We start from the raw sequence: 19,649 nt of genomic DNA, 5'->3' as shown, positions 1-19,649 counted from the left end.
ACTTACTTCTTTCCGGTGGTATTCGGGAACAGACCATCCGGGCGCGAGTTTCCATCCCAGCTAAAGAGGCTCACCTTGTTAGAGCTCTCATATACGCCGGTCGAGACGGGGGTCGGGCGACCTTCCATGTCGTTGAATGCGTCACCATACATGCCGGGACCACCATCAACGCTCAGCGAGCATCCCATCTCTTCGAGGTTGTGCGCATCTTCCATATGAGCCGGAGGAATCACATAACGCTCGTTATACTTAGCAATCGCCATCAGACGGTACATTTCGTACATCTGCGCACCGGTCATACCCACCGAGTTTGCGATCTCTTCATTGCCTTCGCCGCCCAAATTAATGTCACGCATGTAGGCGCGCATTGCGGCTAGGCGCTTGAGCACGAAGGTCACGACCTCGGTATCGCCAGCGGTAAACAGCTCAGCAAGGTATTCAACGGGGATGCGCAGCGCCTCGATCGCGCCGAACAGGTTCTGGCTGTTCTCAGCATCGTGTCCCTGGTCTTTGAGCAGATCCACAATCGGCGACAGCGGCGGAACGTACCAGACCATCGGCATGGTGCGGTATTCGGGGTGCAGCGGAAGTGCAACCTTCCATTCCTTCGCCAGCTTGTACACGGGTGACTTCTGGGCTGCGGTAATCCATGCCTCGGGAATATCGTTCTCGCGTGCCAAACGAATAATCTCGGGGTCCGAAGGATCGAGCATGAGCGAAAGCTGCGACTCGTACAGGTCTTTCTCATCGGCAACGGATGCTGCCTCAGTCACGCGATCTGCATCGTAGAGGAAGATACCGATGTAGCGCATACGACCCACGCAGGTCTCGGCACATACGGTCGGAATACCGGCCTCAATACGGGGGTAGCAGAACGTACATTTCTCTGCCTTACCCGTCTTGTGGTTGAAGTACACCTTCTTGTAGGGGCAGCCGGTGATACATTGACGCCAGCCACGGCAGCGGTCCTGATCGACCAGCACGATGCCGTCCTCGGCGCGCTTGTAGATAGCGCCGGAGGGGCATGCCGCCATACAGGACGGGTTCAGGCAGTGCTCACAAATACGCGGCAGGTAGAACATGAAGGTCTGCTCGAACTCGAATTTAATCTTGTCCTCAGCCTTCTTGCGCACCTTCTCCACAAGCGGGTCAAGGTGACCGTGCTCGGGGGCGCCGCCCAGGTTATCGTCCCAGTTCAGGCCCCATTGAATCTTGGTATCCTGACCGGTAATCATCGATACCGGCTTAGCCGCAGGGAAGTCATCACCTAGAGGTGCGGTGGTGAGATTCTGGTAGTCGTAAGTCCAGGGCTCATAGTAGTCGCTGAGCTCGGGCTGAATCGGCGAAGCGAAAATGGAGAAGAGCTTCTGGAAGCGGTTACCACTCTTGAGCTCCAGACGGCCGCGCTTGTTCAGCACCCAGCCGCCCTTCCACTTTTCTTGGTCCTCGTAGCGGCGCGGGTAGCCCTGACCGGGGCGGGTCTCAACGTTGTTGAACCACACATACTCGGTACCGGAACGGTTTGTCCATGCCTGTTTACAGGTCACGGAGCAGGTGTGGCAGCCAATGCACTTATCAAGCGCCATCACCATTGCAACTTGTGCCATAACACGCATTAGAATGTAACCTCCTGCGACTTGCGACGGCGAATGTACGAGACAATGTCACGCTGGTTGCCGGTCGGTCCGAGATAGTTGAAGGCGAATGCCTGGTGTGCGTAGCCGCCAATCATATGGGTCGGCTTGAGTAGGATGCGGGTCATCGAGTTGTGAATACCGCCGCGTTTGCCGGTGGTTTCGGTCTTCGGCGTCATCATACGCTCCTGAGCGTGGTGCACGTAGCACACGCCCTCAGGCATACGGTGCGAGACAACCGCACGACCCACGAACACACCATTGGTATTCACACATTCGATCCATTCGCCGTCCTTGACGCCGATCTTCTCGGCATCCTGGGGGCTCATCCAGGCAGTCTGACCACCGCGGAAGAGGGTCAGCATATGCTGGTTGTCGAAGTACTGGGAGTGAATAGCCCACTTGTTGTGCGGGGTTAGGTAACGCACTGCAACCGAAACGCCGTCGGTAGTACCGATTTCGGGTTCCTTGAAGAGCCCGGTCATATCCAGCGGGGGACGGTAAATCGGCAGCGCCTCGCCCATTTCGTGCATCCAGTCGTGATCCAAGAAGAAGTGCATACGACCGGTTAGGGTATGGAACGGCTTCTTCTTTTCAATGTTCACGGTGAACGGCGCGTAACGGCGGCCGCCGGTTTCCGAACCGGACCACTCGGGAGAGGTAATCACGGGCTGCGGGGATGCCTGGGTCATGGGGAAGGTAATCTTACGTTCCTCGTTACCTTCGGCAAGATCCATCAGGTGCAGACCGGTCTGCTTCTCAAGTTCTTTGAAGCCCTTAAGCGCCACCTCACCGTTAGAGGTACCAGAGATGCGCAGAATCGACTCGGCGAGTTTGGTGTCGGTATCCAGCGCAGGACGGCCCGCGCCCTTACCGGAGTCCATCACACCAAATTCCTTCGCCATCTGAGCGACTTCGTCCTTCAGATCGTACGTCACGTATTTGGTGGTGGCGCCGACCTTGTCGAAGAGCGGGCCTACAGAGGTGTACATATCGTACATCGCGCTGTAGTCGCGTTCGACGGTCATAAAGTTCGGCATATTCTTACCGGGAACACCTGACATGCCGGGAGTGCTCTTCCAGTCGGGTGCGTGACCGCCGGGCTGCTTGATCTGACCGGGGGTATCGTGCAGGAGCGGAACCGAAACAATATCCTTGCGGGTGCCCAGGTGCTTCTTGGCCTGGCGTGTGAACTCATACGAGAGAGCTTTGAAGGTATCGTGGTCGGTTCGTGCTTCCCACGGCGGGTCGATAGCAGGCGAGAACGCGTGCAGGAAGGGGTGCATATCGGTCGAGGAAATATCGTGCTTCTCGTACCAGGTTGCGGTGGGGAGCACAACATCCGACAGCAGGGTCGTGGTGGTCATACGGAAGTCTGAGGTGACCAGCAGATCGAGCTTGCCTTGCGGTGCTTCCTGGTACCAGGTGACCTCACGCGGAATGGATTCCTCATGATCGGCGCCCTGCACGTTGTCCATGCTGCCGACAAGGTGCTTGAGGAAGTAGCTCTCACCCTTAGCGGAGGAGCCAAAGAGGTTCGAGCGCCACAGCATCAGGGTACGCGGCCAGTTCACGGGGTTATCGACGTCTTCGACAGAGAATTCAAGGTCGCCGGAGTTCAGGCGCTGTGCCACATAATCGGCATTATCCTTAGCTTCTCCGCGTGCTACCGCCGCCTCTGCCTTATCGGCGAGGTCGAGCGAGTTCTCGGGGAACTGCGGGTAGAACGGCATCCAGCCCATACGGGTAGATCGCGCGACAACATCCGCAGTGTGTACGCCTTTGAGCTCGCCGGTACCCAGCGGGGACTGCAGGTAATCAGTGGAGTAACCGTCCTGGCGGAACTGGTCGGTATGCATGTACCAGAAACCGGTGCCGATCATATGACGCGGCGGGCGGCTCCAGTCCAAAGCGTTTGCCATATTGGTCAAACCGGTGAGCGGACGTGCCTTCTCCTGACCCACATAGTGAGCCCAGCCGCCGCCGTTGCGGCCCTGGCAGCCGGTCAGGTTCAGCAGAGCCAAGATAGCGCGGTAGGTTGTATCCGCGTGGTACCACTGACAAATACCGGCACCGAAGATAATCATAGAACGACCGTGAGAGTCAATAGCGTTCTGCGCAAATTCGCGCGCCACGCGAATAACAGCCTCCGGCGGAACCGAAGTAATCTGCTCCTGCCATGCCGGGGTGTTCTGAATCGACCAGTCTTCGTAATCCTTGGCCCAGTCGCCGGGCAGTCCGGGGCGACCGATACCGTAGGTAGCAAGCATCAAGTCGAAGACGGTGGTAACTTCCTGACCCTCAACGTAGGTGACGGGCACGCCGCGGGTCATGATGTCGCCGTGACCCTTGGGGTTATCGAAGGTCGGCATCTTAATCTCGACAGCGGCGGACTCGCCCTGCGGCAGATCGCGAATCGAGAGAATGGGTTTGCGCCCGTCCAATTCAAGGTTCCATTTACCCTGATCGGATTCGGAGTAGCGGTGACCCATAGTACCGTTGGGAACAAAGACCTCGCCGGTTTCGCGATCCATCATGGCGGTCTTGAAATCGGCGTTTTCCTGGTGCTGCTCCCCCGCCAGGGATGCGGCGGTCAGGAACTTCGAGGGAACCTTCGTGCCGTCTTCACGAGTTTCGAGGGTAACCAAGAAGGGCAAGTCGGTGTAGGTCAGGGCAAAGTCCTCGAAGAACTCCACGCGCTGATCCACGTAATTTTCCTTGAGAATCACGTGCCCCATAGCCATTGCGAGCGCAGCGTCGGTACCTGCCTGTGCGGGCAACCATTCGTCGGCGAATTTGGTGTTGTCGGCATAGTCAGGGCTGACCGAGACAACCTTGGTGCCGCGGTAGCGCACCTCGGCAACCCAGTGGGCATCCGGGGTACGGGTCACGGGAATGTTCGAACCCCACATGATCAGATAGGAAGCATCCCACCAGTCACCGGATTCAGGCACGTCGGTCTGATCGCCAAAGACCTGCGGGGAGGCCACGGGAAGGTCGGCGTACCAGTCGTAGAAGCTGGTCATCACACCGCCGATGAGCTGGATAAAGCGCACACCGGCACTGAAGGAGACCATCGACATTGCGGGAATCGGGGTGAAGCCGGTGCAGCGGTCGGGTCCGTAGTACTTAATGGTGTGCACGTGGGCGGCGGCTACGATTTCGAGCGCCTCCGCCCAGGTGGAGCGCACCAATCCGCCTTTACCGCGCGCGCTGATGTAGCGGTTGCGTTTGACGGGGTCGGAGACGATGGAGTGGAATGCTTCAACCGGGTCGCTGTGCAGGGCTTTTGCTTCGCGGTACATTTCGAGGAGCAGACCGCGCACATAAGGGTATTTCACGCGGGTCGGTGAGTAGGTATACCACGAGAATGCAGCGCCACGGGGGCATCCGCGCGGTTCGTATTCGGGGCGGTCGGGACCGACTGTGGGATAGTCGGTCTGCTGTGCTTCCCAGGTGATAATGCCGTCTTTGACATACACCTTCCATGAGCAGGAGCCGGTACAGTTCACACCGTGGGTTGAGCGAACTTCTTTATCATGGCTCCAGCGGTCGCGGTAGAAGGTATCGCCTTTGCGACCGCCTTCACGGAAGACCGCACGACCGTCATCAGTCTCGTCCCAGCGAGAGAAGAACTTACCGAATTTGATCAGCTGATCGGTAAGGGGTCCATCCGGACCTTTGGTCTGTGATGCTTGTTCCATACAGCCAATATATCGCAAAAATTGGTATGCCAAATACGATATAAAAATATTCTCTAATCCAGGAAATTCATAGGGTTATTCAGACTGTAAGCCATCCGGAAATTCCACCTACTAAAACACGCACGGGAGTATCTGTAGCGGCAGCAATATCCCGTGCTGCCTCCAACGCCCGTGTATATCCCGTGCAGTAGACCACAAGATATTTCGATGCGGGGTCAATTTTTTCGCGGATTTTCGCGGCAAGACTGCCTTCGCGGGCAGCATCCAAGATTTCTGTCAGCGGCAGATTAATCGCCCCCTCGATCGCAAAAGAAGAAAACTCGATAGCTTCACGAACATCTATAAGGGTCATTTTTTCGTGCTGTAAAAGCTGCCGGACTTGAACAGGGGTTATGTCTTCTAACTTTTGCGTGTGATGGTTACCCGTCAATTTTCCTGAATTATGACGAAATATTAAGCGATTTTTAGTGTCTTGGCTCTCTTGAGGGTGAGTTTCTGCCGATTTCTTAGGTTTTGCTTGCATCGAAGCTAAGAGAGGTATATATTCCCATTTTCCTGTTAACGCGGAGTATAGCCCAACCTCACCTAGCAGCGGCTTTCCGGAACCCATGATGACCTTAATAGCCTCCATTGCCATCGCCGAGCCCACGATCCCGGCGAGCGCCCCAATAATCCCGGCGGTACTGCACGAAGGAACGCTTCCCGGTGCGGGGGCCTGCGGGTAGAGATCCTCATAGACCGGCCCGTGACCTGCCCAGAATACGCTGAGCTGTGCGTCAAACCCTAGAATTGCCGCCCAAATATGCGGGATACCCAACTGTTGTGCCGCAGCCGAAACCGCATAGCGAGCCTCAAAGTTATCGCTGCCGTCGAGCACCGCATCCGTGCCGATGAGGAGCGTCAAAGCATTACTGTCAGTGAGGCGTTCTCGGATAACGGTCACCGTGATGAAGGGGTTGAGCGCGCGCATCGTTTCGGCAGCCGACTCTGCCTTCGAGTTTCCCGCCCGTGCATAAGTGTGAATGACCTGCCGGTGCAGGTTTGAGATCTCAATGGAATCATCGTCGATGATGATAATCTCGCCCACCCCGGCTCCCGCAAGATAGAGCAGGGCGGGGGCACCAAGCCCACCGGCGCCGAGCACCGCAACCCGTGCCGCCTTCAGCTTCAGCTGCCCCGCCATGCCGATCTCGGGCAGAATCAGCTGGCGTGCATAGAAGGCACGTTCGGCCGCGCTCAGCTGAGTTACGGGCTCCGGCGCGGTTTCGGGGTCTGGGATAAAGCTCATCCTGATGGTATCTTTCGCGGGAATACGTGTTGAGTCTCTAGGTGTCTATGCCCACCCATTCGGTGCTGCCGTCTGTCAGCTCCTGTTCTTTCCAAATGGGAACCTGGGCTTTCACACGGTCGGCCACCGCCTCGCAGGCCTCGAAGGCCCGCCCACGATGTGCTGCAGCGGCAAGCACGGTCAGCGCGGACTCTCCTATAGCGATAGGACCGACGCGGTGAACTGCCCACAGACGAACCCCCTCCAGCTCATCCGCTACAGACTGCACAACACGCGCAATATATTCTTTTGCCTGCGGATGCGCACTATAGGAAAGACCGCGCACCGCACTGCCGTGATCATGGTTACGTACAATGCCGTCGAATACAACAAGGGCGCCCATGGCTTCTGTCATGACCTGAGCCTTCGCGGCGGCGGCGAGCGGCTCTAAGGCTTCCTCGGTAATATCGGTGAAAATGACTACCGAACCGGTGGGCTCAGCGCCGTGCGCCCCGCTGTGGTCGAGCCCCTGCGGCTTAGTGGTCATGATAGTCCTCCATCTGGCGGCAAATATGTTCCACGAGTGGGTCTAGGGTTTTCACTCCGTCTTTAACACCGCCGCGCGACCCGGGCAGAGTCATTACGAAGGTTTTATCGATCACACCCGCAACCCCACGTGAGAGCACGGCGGAAGATACGTTCTGCAGACCGTTCGCCCAGAATGCGTGCATGATTCCGGGGATTTCCTTATCCAGATGCGGGCGTACCGCCTCTACGGTCTGATCGTCCGTGTTCAGCCCGGTACCGCCGCTGGTGAGAATAAATGTGGGCAGGTTATTATTCTTCTTCCCATCGGCAATGAGGGAGTTGAAGTAGTCGATAATCTGCCGGTCTTCGATCACGACGGCGTCCGGGGTCTTAAACCCGCGTGAACGCAGCCATTCAACCGCGATAGGCCCCGATTTATCCTCATAGATACCGCGGGCGGCGCGAGTAGACGCCACGATAACAAGCCCGGTCAGATTCTCGGGAAGCTGGATTTCTTCTGCACTCACGATGTGCTCCCTCTCATGCTGTTGTTCATAGGTTTTCCTTCTGGGGCTTCACAAAATAGCAAAGTGCGAAACGCTAAACAGCCCAGTCGCCGGATTTTCCGCCGGATTTCTCTAGTACCCGAATATTGCTGATCACGGCGTATTTATCGATCGCCTTAATCATGTCGAAAATCGTCAGCGCTGCGGTCGAAACAGCGGTCAGCGCCTCCATCTCAACCCCGGTAACGCCCCGGGTTTTCACCGACGCCACGATGCGCACAAAATCCTCACCACGATCAAAATCCAGGGTAATTTTACCCAAGGGCAACGGGTGGCACAGCGGAATAATATCCGGGGTGCGTTTAGCGCCCATAATACCCGCCACACGCGCAACCGGCAGGGCATCACCCTTAGGCAAATCAGCATCAAAAATCTTGGCGATCACATCGGCACGAGTGTGCACGGTTCCCTCAGCGAGCGCCGTGCGTGTGGTGACGTCTTTCAAAGTCACATCAACCATATGGGCAGACCCGTCGGCGCGCACATGAGTCAAGTCTTGAGCTGGCTGTGCCGCATCGGGGTGAAGATTCTTCTCAGTCACGATTTATCCTTAAGGTCTGTGTTGGGGTGAGGGTTCAGCCGGGTTTAGTTATCCGTAAGCCGGATGCGGTGGTACCGCACCGCTTCTCCTCCAGTGTACGTGGTGCCCGGCGCCAGCTCGATGAGCACATCTGCGGTCGCAGCGTGATGCAGCAAATGCGATCCGGGCAAAACATCGGGGTATAGTTCCACCTGGTAGGTTCCCGGTTTGGACTCAACCATCGCCAGGTTACCGCGCAAAAATTGGCGTTTATTGGGCGGTGCCGTCAGCGGTTTGTCAATGACGAGCACGCCGCGCGGGGCATTTTCGAGAGTCGCCATGCGCGAGGCCACCTCGTGTGGAGTACCGTAGGGACCGCCCGCGCGCAGGTAGGGGCGAAGCATCAGCACATAGGAAATAAGGGTACTGACGGGGTTGCCGGGGAAAGAAATCATGGGCAGACGGTGCCCGTTGAAATCCAGCACGTTCACGCCCTGCGGTCCGCCAGGCTGCTGGCTCACATGTCCGAACCAACTAAGCGGAATTGGCAGCCCCAAAGACGGTGCCATAGCGATGGCATTACGCACAACCTCGTATTTTCCGTGGCTGATCCCGCCGGAGGTGATAATAATATCCGGTGCGAAAGTCTCATATTCTTCCCGCAAATGCTCGATCAGAAGCTCCGGGTCGTCTCCAATCGAGATGCGCCGCACCACGGCGCCGTCCTCGACCAGCATTGAGGTGAGCATGGGACCGTTAGCATCATAAATCTGGCCATAGGCGAGCTCTGTGGCCGTATCGTCGCCGTCTTCGGTGAGGGTGGGGCGAATCTCGTCGCCGCCGGTGCACACCAGCACGCGCGGTCCGCAGGCAACCGTCACGCGAGTATACCCCTGTGCGGCGAGTGTACCCAGTAACGCGGGGGTCACGCGCTCGCCAGAGCGCGCCATGATTTGCCCAGCCACCACGTCTTCGCCACGGCGACGTATAAATTGCCCTTTGGGCGCCTGAGGGAGCCTAATTTTTTCGCTGGGACGACCGAAAGATTCGGGTAAGTCGGGATATTCGATGCGCTCAGAATACTCAACCGGAACCACCGCCACATATCCCTTAGGAATGGGGGCACCGGTCATAATTGGATAGGTTAAATCGTCGGATGCGCGCGAACGCTGCAGCGGCCGTCCCGCCGGAATTTCACGCCCCACCGTAAAGATGCGGTTCTCACGGCTGGCGCCCTCGGCGGTTAGGGCATAACCATCCATCTGGGAGTTATCGAAACTCGGTACATCAAGCCTGGCCAGCACATCCTGCGCAAGGATGCGGTCGGTAGCACGCGCCAGCGGCAGGTTTTCGGCGCGACCAATAAAAGTATCACGCAGTAAAAGCGCCAGATAGGCGCGATACTCTTCGGTGCTGGGGGTGCCATCGAACTGGGGCTTGTGCATCTGTACTCCCAAATGGTGATGAATTATCTACTAGCTATTGTAAGAGGCTTTGGCACGCAGTTTCTTCACCACGGAAAATAGGCCGAGCAGGCCAAAGATGCACACGTATAGGCTTATGAGCATGAGGGCGTTGCCCAATGCGGAGCTCATGCTTCCACCAGCGATCGCCAATTCGATACCGAGCGGAATAGTTTCGGTTTTGCCCTGCACATTACCCGCGAAGGTGACGGTGGCGCCGAATTCGCCGAGCGCACGTGCGAAGGAAAGCAGGAAAGCAGTGGCAATTCCTGGTGCTGCTAAGGGAAGGAGCACCCTATAGGTGATTTCGGAGGATTTTGCCCCTTCCACCCGAGCTATCTGCTCATATTCTTCAGGGATAGCCTGCAGGGTTGTTACGGCGGTCGCCACGAAGAAAGGCAGCGCCACGAAAGTTTGGGCAAGAATAACTGCGGTGGGTGTAAAGGGAATTATGATGCCCAGGTGGTAAAGATGTTCACCGATCATGCCCTTGCGTCCCCAGAAGAAGAGCAGCCCCAAACCCGAAACCACCGGGGAGAGGATCACGGGCGTATAAATAATCGCGTACAGTACTCCCCCAAATTTTTTCAGGCGAGAGCGGCTGAGCACTTTAGAGAGCACCAGCGCTAAGGGGGCGCCTAAAAGCCCGCAAATCAGCGTTGAAATACTGGCGGTGGTGAGCGAGAGACGCGCGGCGTCAAGAACTTCTTTGTCGATAATGTCGTGCAGGCGCATCCAGGGGATGTTGTACAGCAAACCCACGAGCGGACCCAGAATGAGCAGGAAACCCAGGAGCGCGGGAACGGCAAAATAACGGGGAACGGCGGTGAAAGCGGTATGTTTTTTCACGGGTACGTCTTTCGGAATCTGCGGCGACACAGCCGCCTCCTGTAAGAATCTCGCAAAGTTCTTTCAGGAGGCGACCGTTACGTGACAGCTGTTGTGCGCTGAAGATTCTAGTTTGCCTGAGGAGACTCGAAGTCGTACTTCGCCAGAATCTTCTGGGCTTCATCCGAAGAGAGCCATTCGTTGAACTTCTTCGCTGCGTCTGAGGAAGAACCCTTGGTGGTCAGTGCTGCGGGGTACTCGTTCCTGGGAACATCCGGCAGGTCTACCGAGCCCAAGTTCTTGCCGTCTTTCTTAGCGGCGGCAAGGTCGGTCGTATAGATGAAGCCAGCATCCGCGTTACCGGTAGTGACCTTGGTGGTCACCTCGCTCACATTGCCTTCGGTGGTCGCGTTCTTAAGCTCAATATGATGCTTCTTGAGCTCTTCATCCGCCAGGGTACCGCAGGGTACGTTCACCTTGCATACGGCGACAACGCCTTCGGTGTTCTTTAAGTCGTCCAGCGAATTGATCTTGCCGGGGTTACCCTCGGCGGTGACCAGCACCAACTTGTTGGTGGCGATAACCTCGCGCTTGGCGTCCTTGAATTCGTCGAGTTTAGCCGCCTTATCCATGTTCTGGGTGTCGGCGGTAATCAGGAGATCCGGGCTTGCGCCCTGCTCGATCTTCTGCACCAGCTTGGAGGAACCTTCGAAGGAGTAGGTGATCTCAACGCCGGGGTTTTCCTTCTCGAATGCTTCCTTCAGCTCAGTACCCGCATTGCGCAAGGAAGCAGCCGCATAGACCTCAACCTTGCCAGACACGGATCCGGATGCTGCCGAAGAAGCAGCAGAGGCAGACGCATCGGTGTTAGAGGAGTTGGAACCGCATCCGGTCATGGCGACAGAGGCAAAAAGTGCCGCGCTGGCACTGGCAACCTTCAACGAAGTTTTCATAGTGTATGTCTCTTTCCGGTGGTGTGATGACGCACAATAACGTGCATTCCCGCCGCGATAATAATGTGCCGTACGTTTGCGCTCGATGTAACTTAAGGTACGCACACTATCACCCATACCCGCAGACATGGAATAATCTAATTGTCACCTCTAATATACGAATTTTCTTTGAGGTCATTCCATGGCATACACCGCCGGTTCAGGCCGGACACAGCTTATTGCGGGCCCCGTGTTACGCACCTTAGCTTCTGAGCAGGATGCGAACACGGCTTTTGTTACGCCCGAAAATTCTGGTGACGCCCAAAAGCCCTTACATAAACCCGCACGCAAGACCCCATATATTACAAACCGCGGTCCGCTCTTAGATAGGTGGGGGCGCATCGCCACCGATTTGCGGATTTCACTGATTGATAAATGTAATCTTCGTTGCATTTATTGCATGCCTGCCGAAGGTTTGGAGTGGCTGCCTAAAAATAATCTGCTGACATCCGCTGAAATTGCACGCCTTGCCGACATCGCCATTCGTGAACTTGGAGTCGAAGAAATTCGTTTTACCGGCGGGGAGCCCTTGGTGCGCGCAGACCTCGTCGATATTATCGGGCGAATTCACCGCGAACACCCCACGATTCCGCTGGCGATCACCACCAACGGCATAGGACTTGAAAAACGTGCGCAGGCGCTCGCCGATGCCGGGTTGAGCCGTATTAACGTCTCGCTCGATACCATCTGCCCCGAAACCTTCGCCGAGTTGACCCGCCGCGATAAGCTGGGGTCGGTTCTTAAAGGTATTGACGGCGCGGCAGACGCGGGTCTAAAACCTATCAAAATTAACGCTGTGCTCATGCCTGGTATCAACGACGCTCAGGCCCCCGAACTTCTGCAATGGGCGCTTGACGGCGGCTATCAGCTGCGGTTTATCGAGCAGATGCCGCTAGATGCCGATCACAAATGGACGCGTGAAGGAACGATTACGGCGGCACAGATTCGCACGATGCTCTCCGAACACTTCGTTCTGGGCACGGTCGCCGAAAAACGCGGCGACTCCCCCGCCCAGCTTTGGGAAGTCTATCCGCTGGGTACCGCCCTCGACAGTGCCGGGTTCCCGCGCGAAGATACCGCTTCGCTCGGGCGCGTGGGTATTATCGCCTCGGTCACCGAATCATTCTGCGGAGCGTGCACCCGCACCCGCTTGACCGCCGACGGCAAAATCCGTTCCTGCCTCTTCTCGGATTCCGAAACCGACCTGCTCGACCTGCTGCGTTCGGGCGCCAGCGACCGCGAGATTGCCTTGAGGTGGCGCGAAGGTATGTGGTTCAAACCGCGCGCTCACGGCAAAGAAGACGCCGATTTCGATATTGAAGAATTCGCTCAAGCAAGCCGCTCAATGAGCGCTATCGGAGGTTAAAACGTGCAGATACATTTCTTCGCTGCCGCACGTGCCGCATCCGGCGTTGCCGAGACACAGGTGAGCCTTACAGATTTGGCCGAGCCGACCCTGCGTGCGCTCGTCGAAAAATTGGGTGAGGCGTTTACCGGAAAAACTGCCTCCGGCATGACGCTCGCACAGGTTATGAACCAATGCTCGTTCCTGATCGACGGTACCCGCTCCGAACTCGATACTGTGCTCACCGAAAATGCGCGCGTAGACGTTCTGCCGCCCTTTGCTGGCGGGTAAACTCAGATTTATGGGCTGTCGTTCGCTTTTGACGGTTGCTTCATGTTTTCCGCCAGGATGCGCACCACGCTACCCTTGCTGCTATCATCCCGGAAGGTCTCACCTCTGTGCACACACCGCATGACCCATTACGTGCGCCGGATAACGGTACACGAACCCAGCATTCGGTGACCCGCGCCGCCCAGATTCCCGCGTTCTGCGCCATTATTGTGGCGGGCGGTAAATCTTCGCGCCTCAATCACACCCCGAAGGCCGGGCTTTCCAATGGTTCCCAGACCCTTTTGGAACGCGCGCTTGATGCCGCCGGGCAGGCGCAGCTGCGCGTAGTCGTCGGCCCCGAAACCTTACCGGTGCCATCGGATACACTGCATACGCGCGAAGACCCTCCCTATTCCGGTCCTGCGGCGGCGCTTCATGCCGGACTCGAAAAACTAGCGGCAGCCTATGCGGCGCGCGAGAAGGCTCCTCCCGCGTGGTGCCTTATTCTAGGAGTAGATACCCCGCAGATAGCGCCCGCAGTGCAGAAACTTCTCGCGTACACAGTAGACGCATCGACCGAAGCTCAGGGGTACTGGGGTGTAGCGGAGGGAGTCTTCCAACCGCTCGTCGGCATCTACCGGTTCGCACCCCTACGCGAAGTCTTTGCAGAGGGCAGCACCAACGCCTCCGTACGCTCTTTTGTGAAGCGTCTTGCCCCGGTCGCCGTCGAGCTCGATCCCGCGCATACTGCCGATGTCGATACCTGGGAACAGGCACACGAACTCGGTTACAGCACCCCACGCTGGCTCGACTACTAATAACCCATCAACTTCAGCAGAGGATTCCATGTCTCACCACCATCCACCCGCCGTTTCCTGGCATGAAGCACGCGAACTGCTTCACGCCGCCGCGAGCGCGCTCACCCCAACACTGAGCGCCGAGGCTCTCCCCCTGCAGGCGACCATCGGCAGGTATGTAGCGGAAGATCTGACGGCGCGCATGCCTGTGCCGCACTATAGTTCTTCGGCGATGGACGGGTATGCGGTCGCCGGTGCACCCCCTTGGCGTCTCGTATCGCCGGATTACCCCGAGGATGCGCGCACAAACGTTCACCGTCTGGCGGTTCCCATTGCCGCTGGGGAGGCAACTCCGATTCTCACGGGTGGGCTTCTGCCCGAGGGAACCGAGGCGATTGTGCGTGAGGAGCATTCGTACCGGTACGAGGGTGCTGGTGCGCTCGGTTCGGGAATTCACTATCTTGACATGGCGGAGGGTTATACCGTCCCGAAGCCCGGAACGGATATCCGTTATGCGGGCGCGGAGCTTTCTCCCGGCGCGATTCTAAGCTCTCGCGGCGATCTTATTACGGCGCAGCGCGCGGCATTCTTGGGAGTCAATGGTTTTGACGAGCTTCCCGTACTTAAGAACGTTCCGGTGCGGTGCGCTTTCACGGGGAACGAGGTTATTACCTTCGGCATGCCCTCTCCCGGCCAGGTGCGGGATGCGTTCGGCGGTTTTCTGGAGGTCTCTCTCGCCGGCGCCGGGTGCGAGGTGCGTCCTTCCGCGCGGCTTGCGGATATTGCCGAAGAATTCCACACCTTTGTGACGACCTCGACGGCGCGCATCCTGATTTTTACGGGCGGGTCGAGCACGTCCGGGGTAGACATGGTACGGCAGACGCTAACCGATATTGGTGCCGAGTATATTTTCGAGTCAGCGCGGGTGCGACCGGGGCATCCAGCGTTGGCGGCGAAGATTCCCGCACCCAAAGAGGGCATGAATGCGGGACAGGAGCGTTTGGTGCTGGGCCTTCCCGGTAACCCGTTGGCAGCGTATACGGCGTTATATTCGTATCTTCCCGTAATCCTGGCGGGGCTGCGTGGTCTGCCAATTCCGGCGCTTGATCGGGCCGAACTCGCTACAGATATTCCGCCTTTGCGCAAGCGTTCTCAGCATCGTCTTATGCCGGTGCGGGTTTCTGAGGGTAAGGCGTATCCTCTGGACGCTCTAGCCTCTCATATGCTTTCGGGACTGGCTCAGGCGACCCACTTCGCTCTCGTGGATGCGACCGGACAGAGGGCGGGCACGCACGCAATTCTCGTGCCTGTTTTCTAGCCCGCACATCGTTCTGCTGTACAGGCCGCGTTACCCAAGTACCCCGATCCCCGCTCAGTAAAAAACTTGCCGCATGAGGGAAGATATTCCGTACTTTAAACACGGGCCCGCATAGGGTTCTCGGGGTGTACAAGAGACTGTATAGTGTTGGGAGATTATCTGACACGCGAAAGGACGCGCTATGGCACAGCCTAAACTCGGCGATGTCGCCGCCCGTGCCGGGGTTTCGCCCACGACGGTCTCGCGAGTGTTGAATAACCGCGGCTATTTGAGCCAAAAGACTCGTGACAAGGTTTTTGCGGCTATCCGCGAGCTAGGTTATCGCCCTAATGCCATTGCCCGTTCACTTCAGGAACGGCGTTCGCATATTATCGGACTTATTTTTCCGACCGTGGCGCATCCTTTTTATGGGGAAATGGTGTACCGTTTGGAGTCTCGTTTGGCGAATGCGGGTTACCGGGTGATTCTGTGCAATAGCGATGAGCAGCCAGAGCTTGAGCACCGTTATTTAGATATGCTTTTTGCCCACCAGGTGGACGGAATTATTACCGGCTCTCATTCGCAGGCCGTCGCCCAACTTCCTCAGATACAGGCGCCGCTGGTGGCTATCGATCGCCCCGAAACCGGCCCTTACCCCAATATTCGTTCCGATAATTATGCGGGCGCACGGCAAGCGACCGAGCATCTGATCGGCACTGGGGCGCGGCGTATACTGCACATTACCTCGACCCTAAGTGAACAGAATTTACGGCAGAGAGGTTATGCGGATGCGCTTACCGCCGCCGGGCTGTCACCGGATTTTCTGGAGCTTGGGTTTCACGAGTCAGCGGAGCATCAGCGCAATATGCTGTACGAATATCTTGATGCGCATCGCGGCTCCCAACCCGTTGAGGCGGTTTTCGCGTCGAACGATACCTATGCGTCGCTCGCCTTGGCTTGGGCTCAGAGCCGCCGGGTGCAGGTGCCCGAGAAATTTCAGGTTATAGGTTTTGACGGCACGGATACGATTCACACACTTCTGCCCGAACTTGCGAGCGTGGTACAGCCGATTGATGCTCTTGCCGAGCGTGCCGTTCGGCGTTTAACGGAGGCGATCGCAGCCGAGACCGAGGAAGATATAGAACCCGCAGACGCTAGGGGCGGTGAGGACGTTCTGCCGGTAACCCTGCGATTGGGCGGCACGGTGCGACCTGCACGAGATTGAGTGTTGTGCATACACCGTATCATGTGTCTAATATGCCCAAACGACCGCTACAGTTTCAAGGTATTTCCTCTCAAGTACTTCAGATAAAAAATACGTGTCTTGAGCACTCGCAACGTCAGAATTACGAGTGCTCAAGACACGCGGCGATGAATTGGGTGCGTTCTATGAGGAGGAGCCGACGAGCTCCCGCATCATGAAATGTCCCTCGTCGTGAGAGTCTTCTTCACGGACAGATACGCTGTGCTCATCATCCTGAGCAGTTTTAAGATTCATGGGGTACAGCATGCCCATATAGGGGTCTCCCGAGGCGAAGGTGCCCATAGGAATGAACCCAAGACGCTCGTACAGAGCGGCACTGCGCGGGGTGGATGCCTCCAAATATGCAGCGGTACCGTCAAAGCGGTCAATCGCGTGGCGCAGGAGCTCCGTTCCAACCCCAAGACCCTGAGCTGCCTTTCGTACCGCAATCGTGTGCAGATACCAGTGCTTAAACTTCGGACGGTACTTGTGCAGTTCACGGTTTTCAGCCATCACATGCCGCATAGTACGTGGTCCCAAGATCCTCATGAACTTCGCGTTATCTCGAAGCTCTTGTTTGACATCGGTCTGCTGATTTTCGGGAGAAAGCCACAGGGCAGTACCCAAAATCTTTCCGTCGAGATCAACGGCGACGTCTACGCATCCGCGAGGCATATAGGTGCCTTCGAGCTGGATTTCAAAACGTGCGCGCAGTTTATCTTCCTGCGGTTTTTCGCCCAAGACCTTGTACATATAGGGGTCGTTCAGGAACGCCTCGGTGAGCGTATCAAGAACCTGCGATACTTCTTCTGGACGAGCTTGGCGGACGGTGTACGGGGTGGTATTCATGATGATCACCTTTCATGTGGTTGGGTACTGGCTATCGGCTGGGTTGGGTTCTCATCCCCTCTCAATCTCTGCATTTTTATGCAGAAAACACTGACATATATAACGTTATCTAACTCACCAGAAGCGAACAAGGAGGTACGACACATTTCCCTACAGCGTCACACCCCGTTCAATGTAACGCGGAATTCTGCGAAACCATTGTCACCACAACGAAAAACGTGGCACCCCATCAGAGATTTTCATGATGGGGTGCCACGTACTTTATGCACCTCTGAGCGTAAATTTATGTCTCGCTCAGTGAAATCTATGCCGATGTTTTCTCTTTGAGACCAACTTGAAGCAGGTTGTCACCGGCAGCAACCGAGGCACCCGAAGTCTGAGCATCACGTACGGCGGTGGTGAGTTTCTTCGCGTTGGTGATGACCAGCGGGGTCACCAGCACATACCCGGCATCCTTGATGGCGGGAATATCGAATTCGGCGAGAACATCGCCGCGTTTGACGGTATCGCCCTTGGCAACCTTGGGGGTAAAGTGCTTGCCGTCCAGCTCGACGGTATCCATACCGATGTGCATGAGCAGATCCAGCCCGTCTTCGGTGCGCATGCCGTAGGCGTGACCGGTGGGAAATGCCACAGTAATCTTACCGTCGGCGGGCGCCAGCAGCTTACCTTCGGTGGGTTCCACGGCGGTTCCATCGCCGAGCGCACCGGATGCGAAGGTCGCGTCCTTCACCTCGGCCAGCGGCACGACGGTCCCCGCCAGGTGGGTGGTGAGTTCGGTCTTCTCACCCTCAATCTCGGGCTCTTGAGCTGCCGCCGCGACGGTATCGGTCTTAGAAGCACCGTCCGCAGCGAGTACGGCAGCATCCGGCGAGGAAGCCTCGCTGCGTGCCACCTTCAGACCCCAGAAATATGAGGCGGCAAAGGCGAGAGCGGTCGTTACCAGCAAACAGGTAATGAAGCCAAGCCAACCGGCTCCAATCTGAGGATTAACGGAGGGAATACCCAAATATCCGGCAGATCCAAGGGCCGATGCTTTAACACCCAAAATTGCTGAGAGTGCTCCGCCGAGACCAGCCGAAGCTATCGCGATATAGAAAGGCCAACGCAATACCAGGTTCACACCGAAAAGTGCGGGTTCGGTAATACCCAGGAATGCCGAAGGGGCCGAAGCCGAGGCCACACCTTTGATCTTCTTGTTCTTGGTGGTCAGCGCGACGCCTGCCGCTGCTGCGCCTTGCGCAACGTTAGAGATCGATGCAATCACGAAGATAAAGGAACCGCCGCTTGCCCAGAGTGAGGTTTCGATGGGTGGGAAGGACTGGTGCAGACCGGTTATTACGATGGGCGCGTAAAGCACACCAAAGATCAGCCCGCCGATGGGACCAGCGGCAGTGTATAGCCAGTTCACTCCTTCACCCAGCCAAGTACCCAGCTGGAACATAGGCGGCCCCACCAGGAGGAAGGTGACAAAGCCGGTAATGAGCAGGGTCAGGGTGGGGGTAAAAATAAAGTCGATTGTGCCCTTGAGAATCTTATGGAAGAATTTCTCGATATTCGCAAGGATAAAGGAAACCAGCAAGATAGGAAGCACGGTTCCCTGATAACCCGCCTGCTGCACCTGAAGACCAAAAAGATCCCAGTACTTCATGGGGTCTGTACCCTCGGTGTGGGCGAGCGATGCCGCAACTTTATACCCATTCATCAGCGCGGGAGAGACCATAGCTGCACCCATCGTTAAGCCAAGGTAGGGGTTGCCTCCAAAGACCTTAGTTGCGGAGTATCCCACAAGCACGGGCAGGAAAGCGAAAGGCGCCGCCGAAAGCAGGTTCACAATATCCGCGAAGCCTTCCCAGGCGGGATACATTTCAATCAGAGGCTTTGGCCCAAAGATGTTCTTGGCACGTAGGACGTTATCAAGCGCCATCAGCATACCGCCGCCGACCAGCACCGGGATCAGTGGGATAAAAATATCGGCAATGGTTTTGATGAAGCGGGAGAAGATATTTCCCTGATTTGCCGCAATGGATTTCAGATCATCTTTGCTAACCTCGGGGGCACCCGATGCCACCATATGCTTGAAGACTTCGTTAACATCGCCAGGGCCCACAATAATCTGGAACTGTCCGGCATTCAGAAAACTGCCTTTAAGGTCTTCGTCATTGTCAATAGCACTTTGATCAACGGAATCCTGGTTCTTCAAGACCAGGCGCAGACGAGTTGCACAGTGAGCCGCCGCGCGGATGTTGTCCACGCCTCCGACATCCTGCAGCACGCGCTCTGCCACTGATTTGTGGTCCACGCTACTCTCCTTTGGATTGGCATCCCGAGGTGCTGTCTGTGTTA

At 56.8% G+C, this 19,649-nt stretch carries 16 protein-coding genes; 5 read left to right on the top strand and 11 right to left on the bottom strand.

Features of this window, described 5'->3' with window-relative positions:
• Window positions 1-2 precede the first annotated feature (2 nt).
• The 9 genes from narH to modA form a co-directional block, all read right to left on the bottom strand.
• A complete protein-coding gene (gene narH, locus HMPREF2625_RS05015; RefSeq protein ID WP_004005307.1) occupies window positions 3-1,616 on the bottom strand; it encodes a nitrate reductase subunit beta in 1,614 nt (537 codons plus the stop codon).
• Window positions 1,616-5,338, bottom strand: coding sequence for a nitrate reductase subunit alpha (locus HMPREF2625_RS05010; protein WP_070522422.1), 3,723 nt, complete (start codon window positions 5,336-5,338; stop codon window positions 1,616-1,618). The genes narH and HMPREF2625_RS05010 overlap by 1 nt, the downstream gene beginning before the upstream one ends.
• 79 nt (window positions 5,339-5,417) lie before the next feature.
• Entirely contained in the window at window positions 5,418-6,626 is a 1,209-nt protein-coding gene (locus tag HMPREF2625_RS05005) for a ThiF family adenylyltransferase (RefSeq protein ID WP_070522419.1), read from the bottom strand.
• A gap of 37 nt (window positions 6,627-6,663) precedes the next feature.
• Complete coding sequence (locus HMPREF2625_RS05000) at window positions 6,664-7,152, bottom strand: molybdenum cofactor biosynthesis protein MoaE (protein ID WP_013397633.1); 489 nt, start codon at window positions 7,150-7,152, stop codon at window positions 6,664-6,666.
• On the bottom strand, window positions 7,142-7,660 hold the full coding sequence (locus tag HMPREF2625_RS04995; RefSeq protein ID WP_037231153.1) for a MogA/MoaB family molybdenum cofactor biosynthesis protein: 519 nt from the start codon (window positions 7,658-7,660) through the stop codon (window positions 7,142-7,144). Before HMPREF2625_RS04995 ends, HMPREF2625_RS05000 begins: the two co-directional genes overlap by 11 nt.
• 73 nt (window positions 7,661-7,733) lie before the next feature.
• Window positions 7,734-8,240: a cyclic pyranopterin monophosphate synthase MoaC gene (gene moaC / locus HMPREF2625_RS04990; RefSeq protein ID WP_070522415.1), complete on the bottom strand. Its 507-nt coding sequence runs from the start codon at window positions 8,238-8,240 to the stop codon at window positions 7,734-7,736.
• A gap of 44 nt (window positions 8,241-8,284) precedes the next feature.
• Entirely contained in the window at window positions 8,285-9,664 is a 1,380-nt protein-coding gene (locus HMPREF2625_RS04985; RefSeq protein WP_070522412.1) for a molybdopterin molybdotransferase MoeA, read from the bottom strand.
• 30 nt (window positions 9,665-9,694) lie between these two features.
• Window positions 9,695-10,561: a molybdate ABC transporter permease subunit gene (locus HMPREF2625_RS04980; protein ID WP_048754775.1), complete on the bottom strand. Its 867-nt coding sequence runs from the start codon at window positions 10,559-10,561 to the stop codon at window positions 9,695-9,697.
• A 77-nt stretch (window positions 10,562-10,638) separates the two neighbouring features.
• Window positions 10,639-11,463 carry a molybdate ABC transporter substrate-binding protein gene (modA, locus tag HMPREF2625_RS04975; RefSeq protein WP_070522409.1) on the bottom strand — a complete coding sequence of 275 codons (825 nt, stop codon included), beginning with the start codon at window positions 11,461-11,463 and terminating at the stop codon, window positions 10,639-10,641.
• Between the two features lie 181 nt (window positions 11,464-11,644).
• On the opposite strand from modA, the gene moaA reads away from it, so the two are divergent.
• From moaA to HMPREF2625_RS04950, 5 genes are all read left to right on the top strand, one after another.
• Window positions 11,645-12,868: a GTP 3',8-cyclase MoaA gene (gene moaA / locus HMPREF2625_RS04970; protein ID WP_004005314.1), complete on the top strand. Its 1,224-nt coding sequence runs from the start codon at window positions 11,645-11,647 to the stop codon at window positions 12,866-12,868.
• A gap of 3 nt (window positions 12,869-12,871) precedes the next feature.
• Window positions 12,872-13,138: a MoaD/ThiS family protein gene (locus HMPREF2625_RS04965; RefSeq protein WP_070522405.1), complete on the top strand. Its 267-nt coding sequence runs from the start codon at window positions 12,872-12,874 to the stop codon at window positions 13,136-13,138.
• 107 nt (window positions 13,139-13,245) lie between these two features.
• Window positions 13,246-13,935, top strand: coding sequence for a molybdenum cofactor guanylyltransferase (locus HMPREF2625_RS04960; protein WP_246826675.1), 690 nt, complete (start codon window positions 13,246-13,248; stop codon window positions 13,933-13,935).
• Window positions 13,936-13,963: 28 nt separating this feature from the next.
• A complete protein-coding gene (locus tag HMPREF2625_RS04955; protein ID WP_070522402.1) occupies window positions 13,964-15,232 on the top strand; it encodes a molybdopterin molybdotransferase MoeA in 1,269 nt (422 codons plus the stop codon).
• A gap of 181 nt (window positions 15,233-15,413) precedes the next feature.
• Window positions 15,414-16,436, top strand: coding sequence for a LacI family DNA-binding transcriptional regulator (locus HMPREF2625_RS04950; RefSeq protein ID WP_070522399.1), 1,023 nt, complete (start codon window positions 15,414-15,416; stop codon window positions 16,434-16,436).
• 162 nt (window positions 16,437-16,598) lie between these two features.
• Here HMPREF2625_RS04950 and HMPREF2625_RS04945 read toward each other — a convergent pair whose 3' ends face one another.
• Both HMPREF2625_RS04945 and HMPREF2625_RS04940 read right to left on the bottom strand, forming a co-directional pair.
• Window positions 16,599-17,303 carry a GNAT family N-acetyltransferase gene (locus HMPREF2625_RS04945; protein ID WP_070522396.1) on the bottom strand — a complete coding sequence of 235 codons (705 nt, stop codon included), beginning with the start codon at window positions 17,301-17,303 and terminating at the stop codon, window positions 16,599-16,601.
• Window positions 17,304-17,607: 304 nt separating this feature from the next.
• Window positions 17,608-19,605: a sucrose-specific PTS transporter subunit IIBC gene (locus tag HMPREF2625_RS04940; RefSeq protein ID WP_070522393.1), complete on the bottom strand. Its 1,998-nt coding sequence runs from the start codon at window positions 19,603-19,605 to the stop codon at window positions 17,608-17,610.
• Between the last annotated feature and the right edge of the window lie 44 nt (window positions 19,606-19,649).

The organism is Rothia sp. HMSC064D08, assembly GCF_001809525.1.
Taxonomy (GTDB): domain Bacteria; phylum Actinomycetota; class Actinomycetes; order Actinomycetales; family Micrococcaceae; genus Rothia; species Rothia dentocariosa.
Note: the sequence above shows the minus strand (reverse complement) of the source record. Positions and strands in the feature narration are given on the sequence as shown.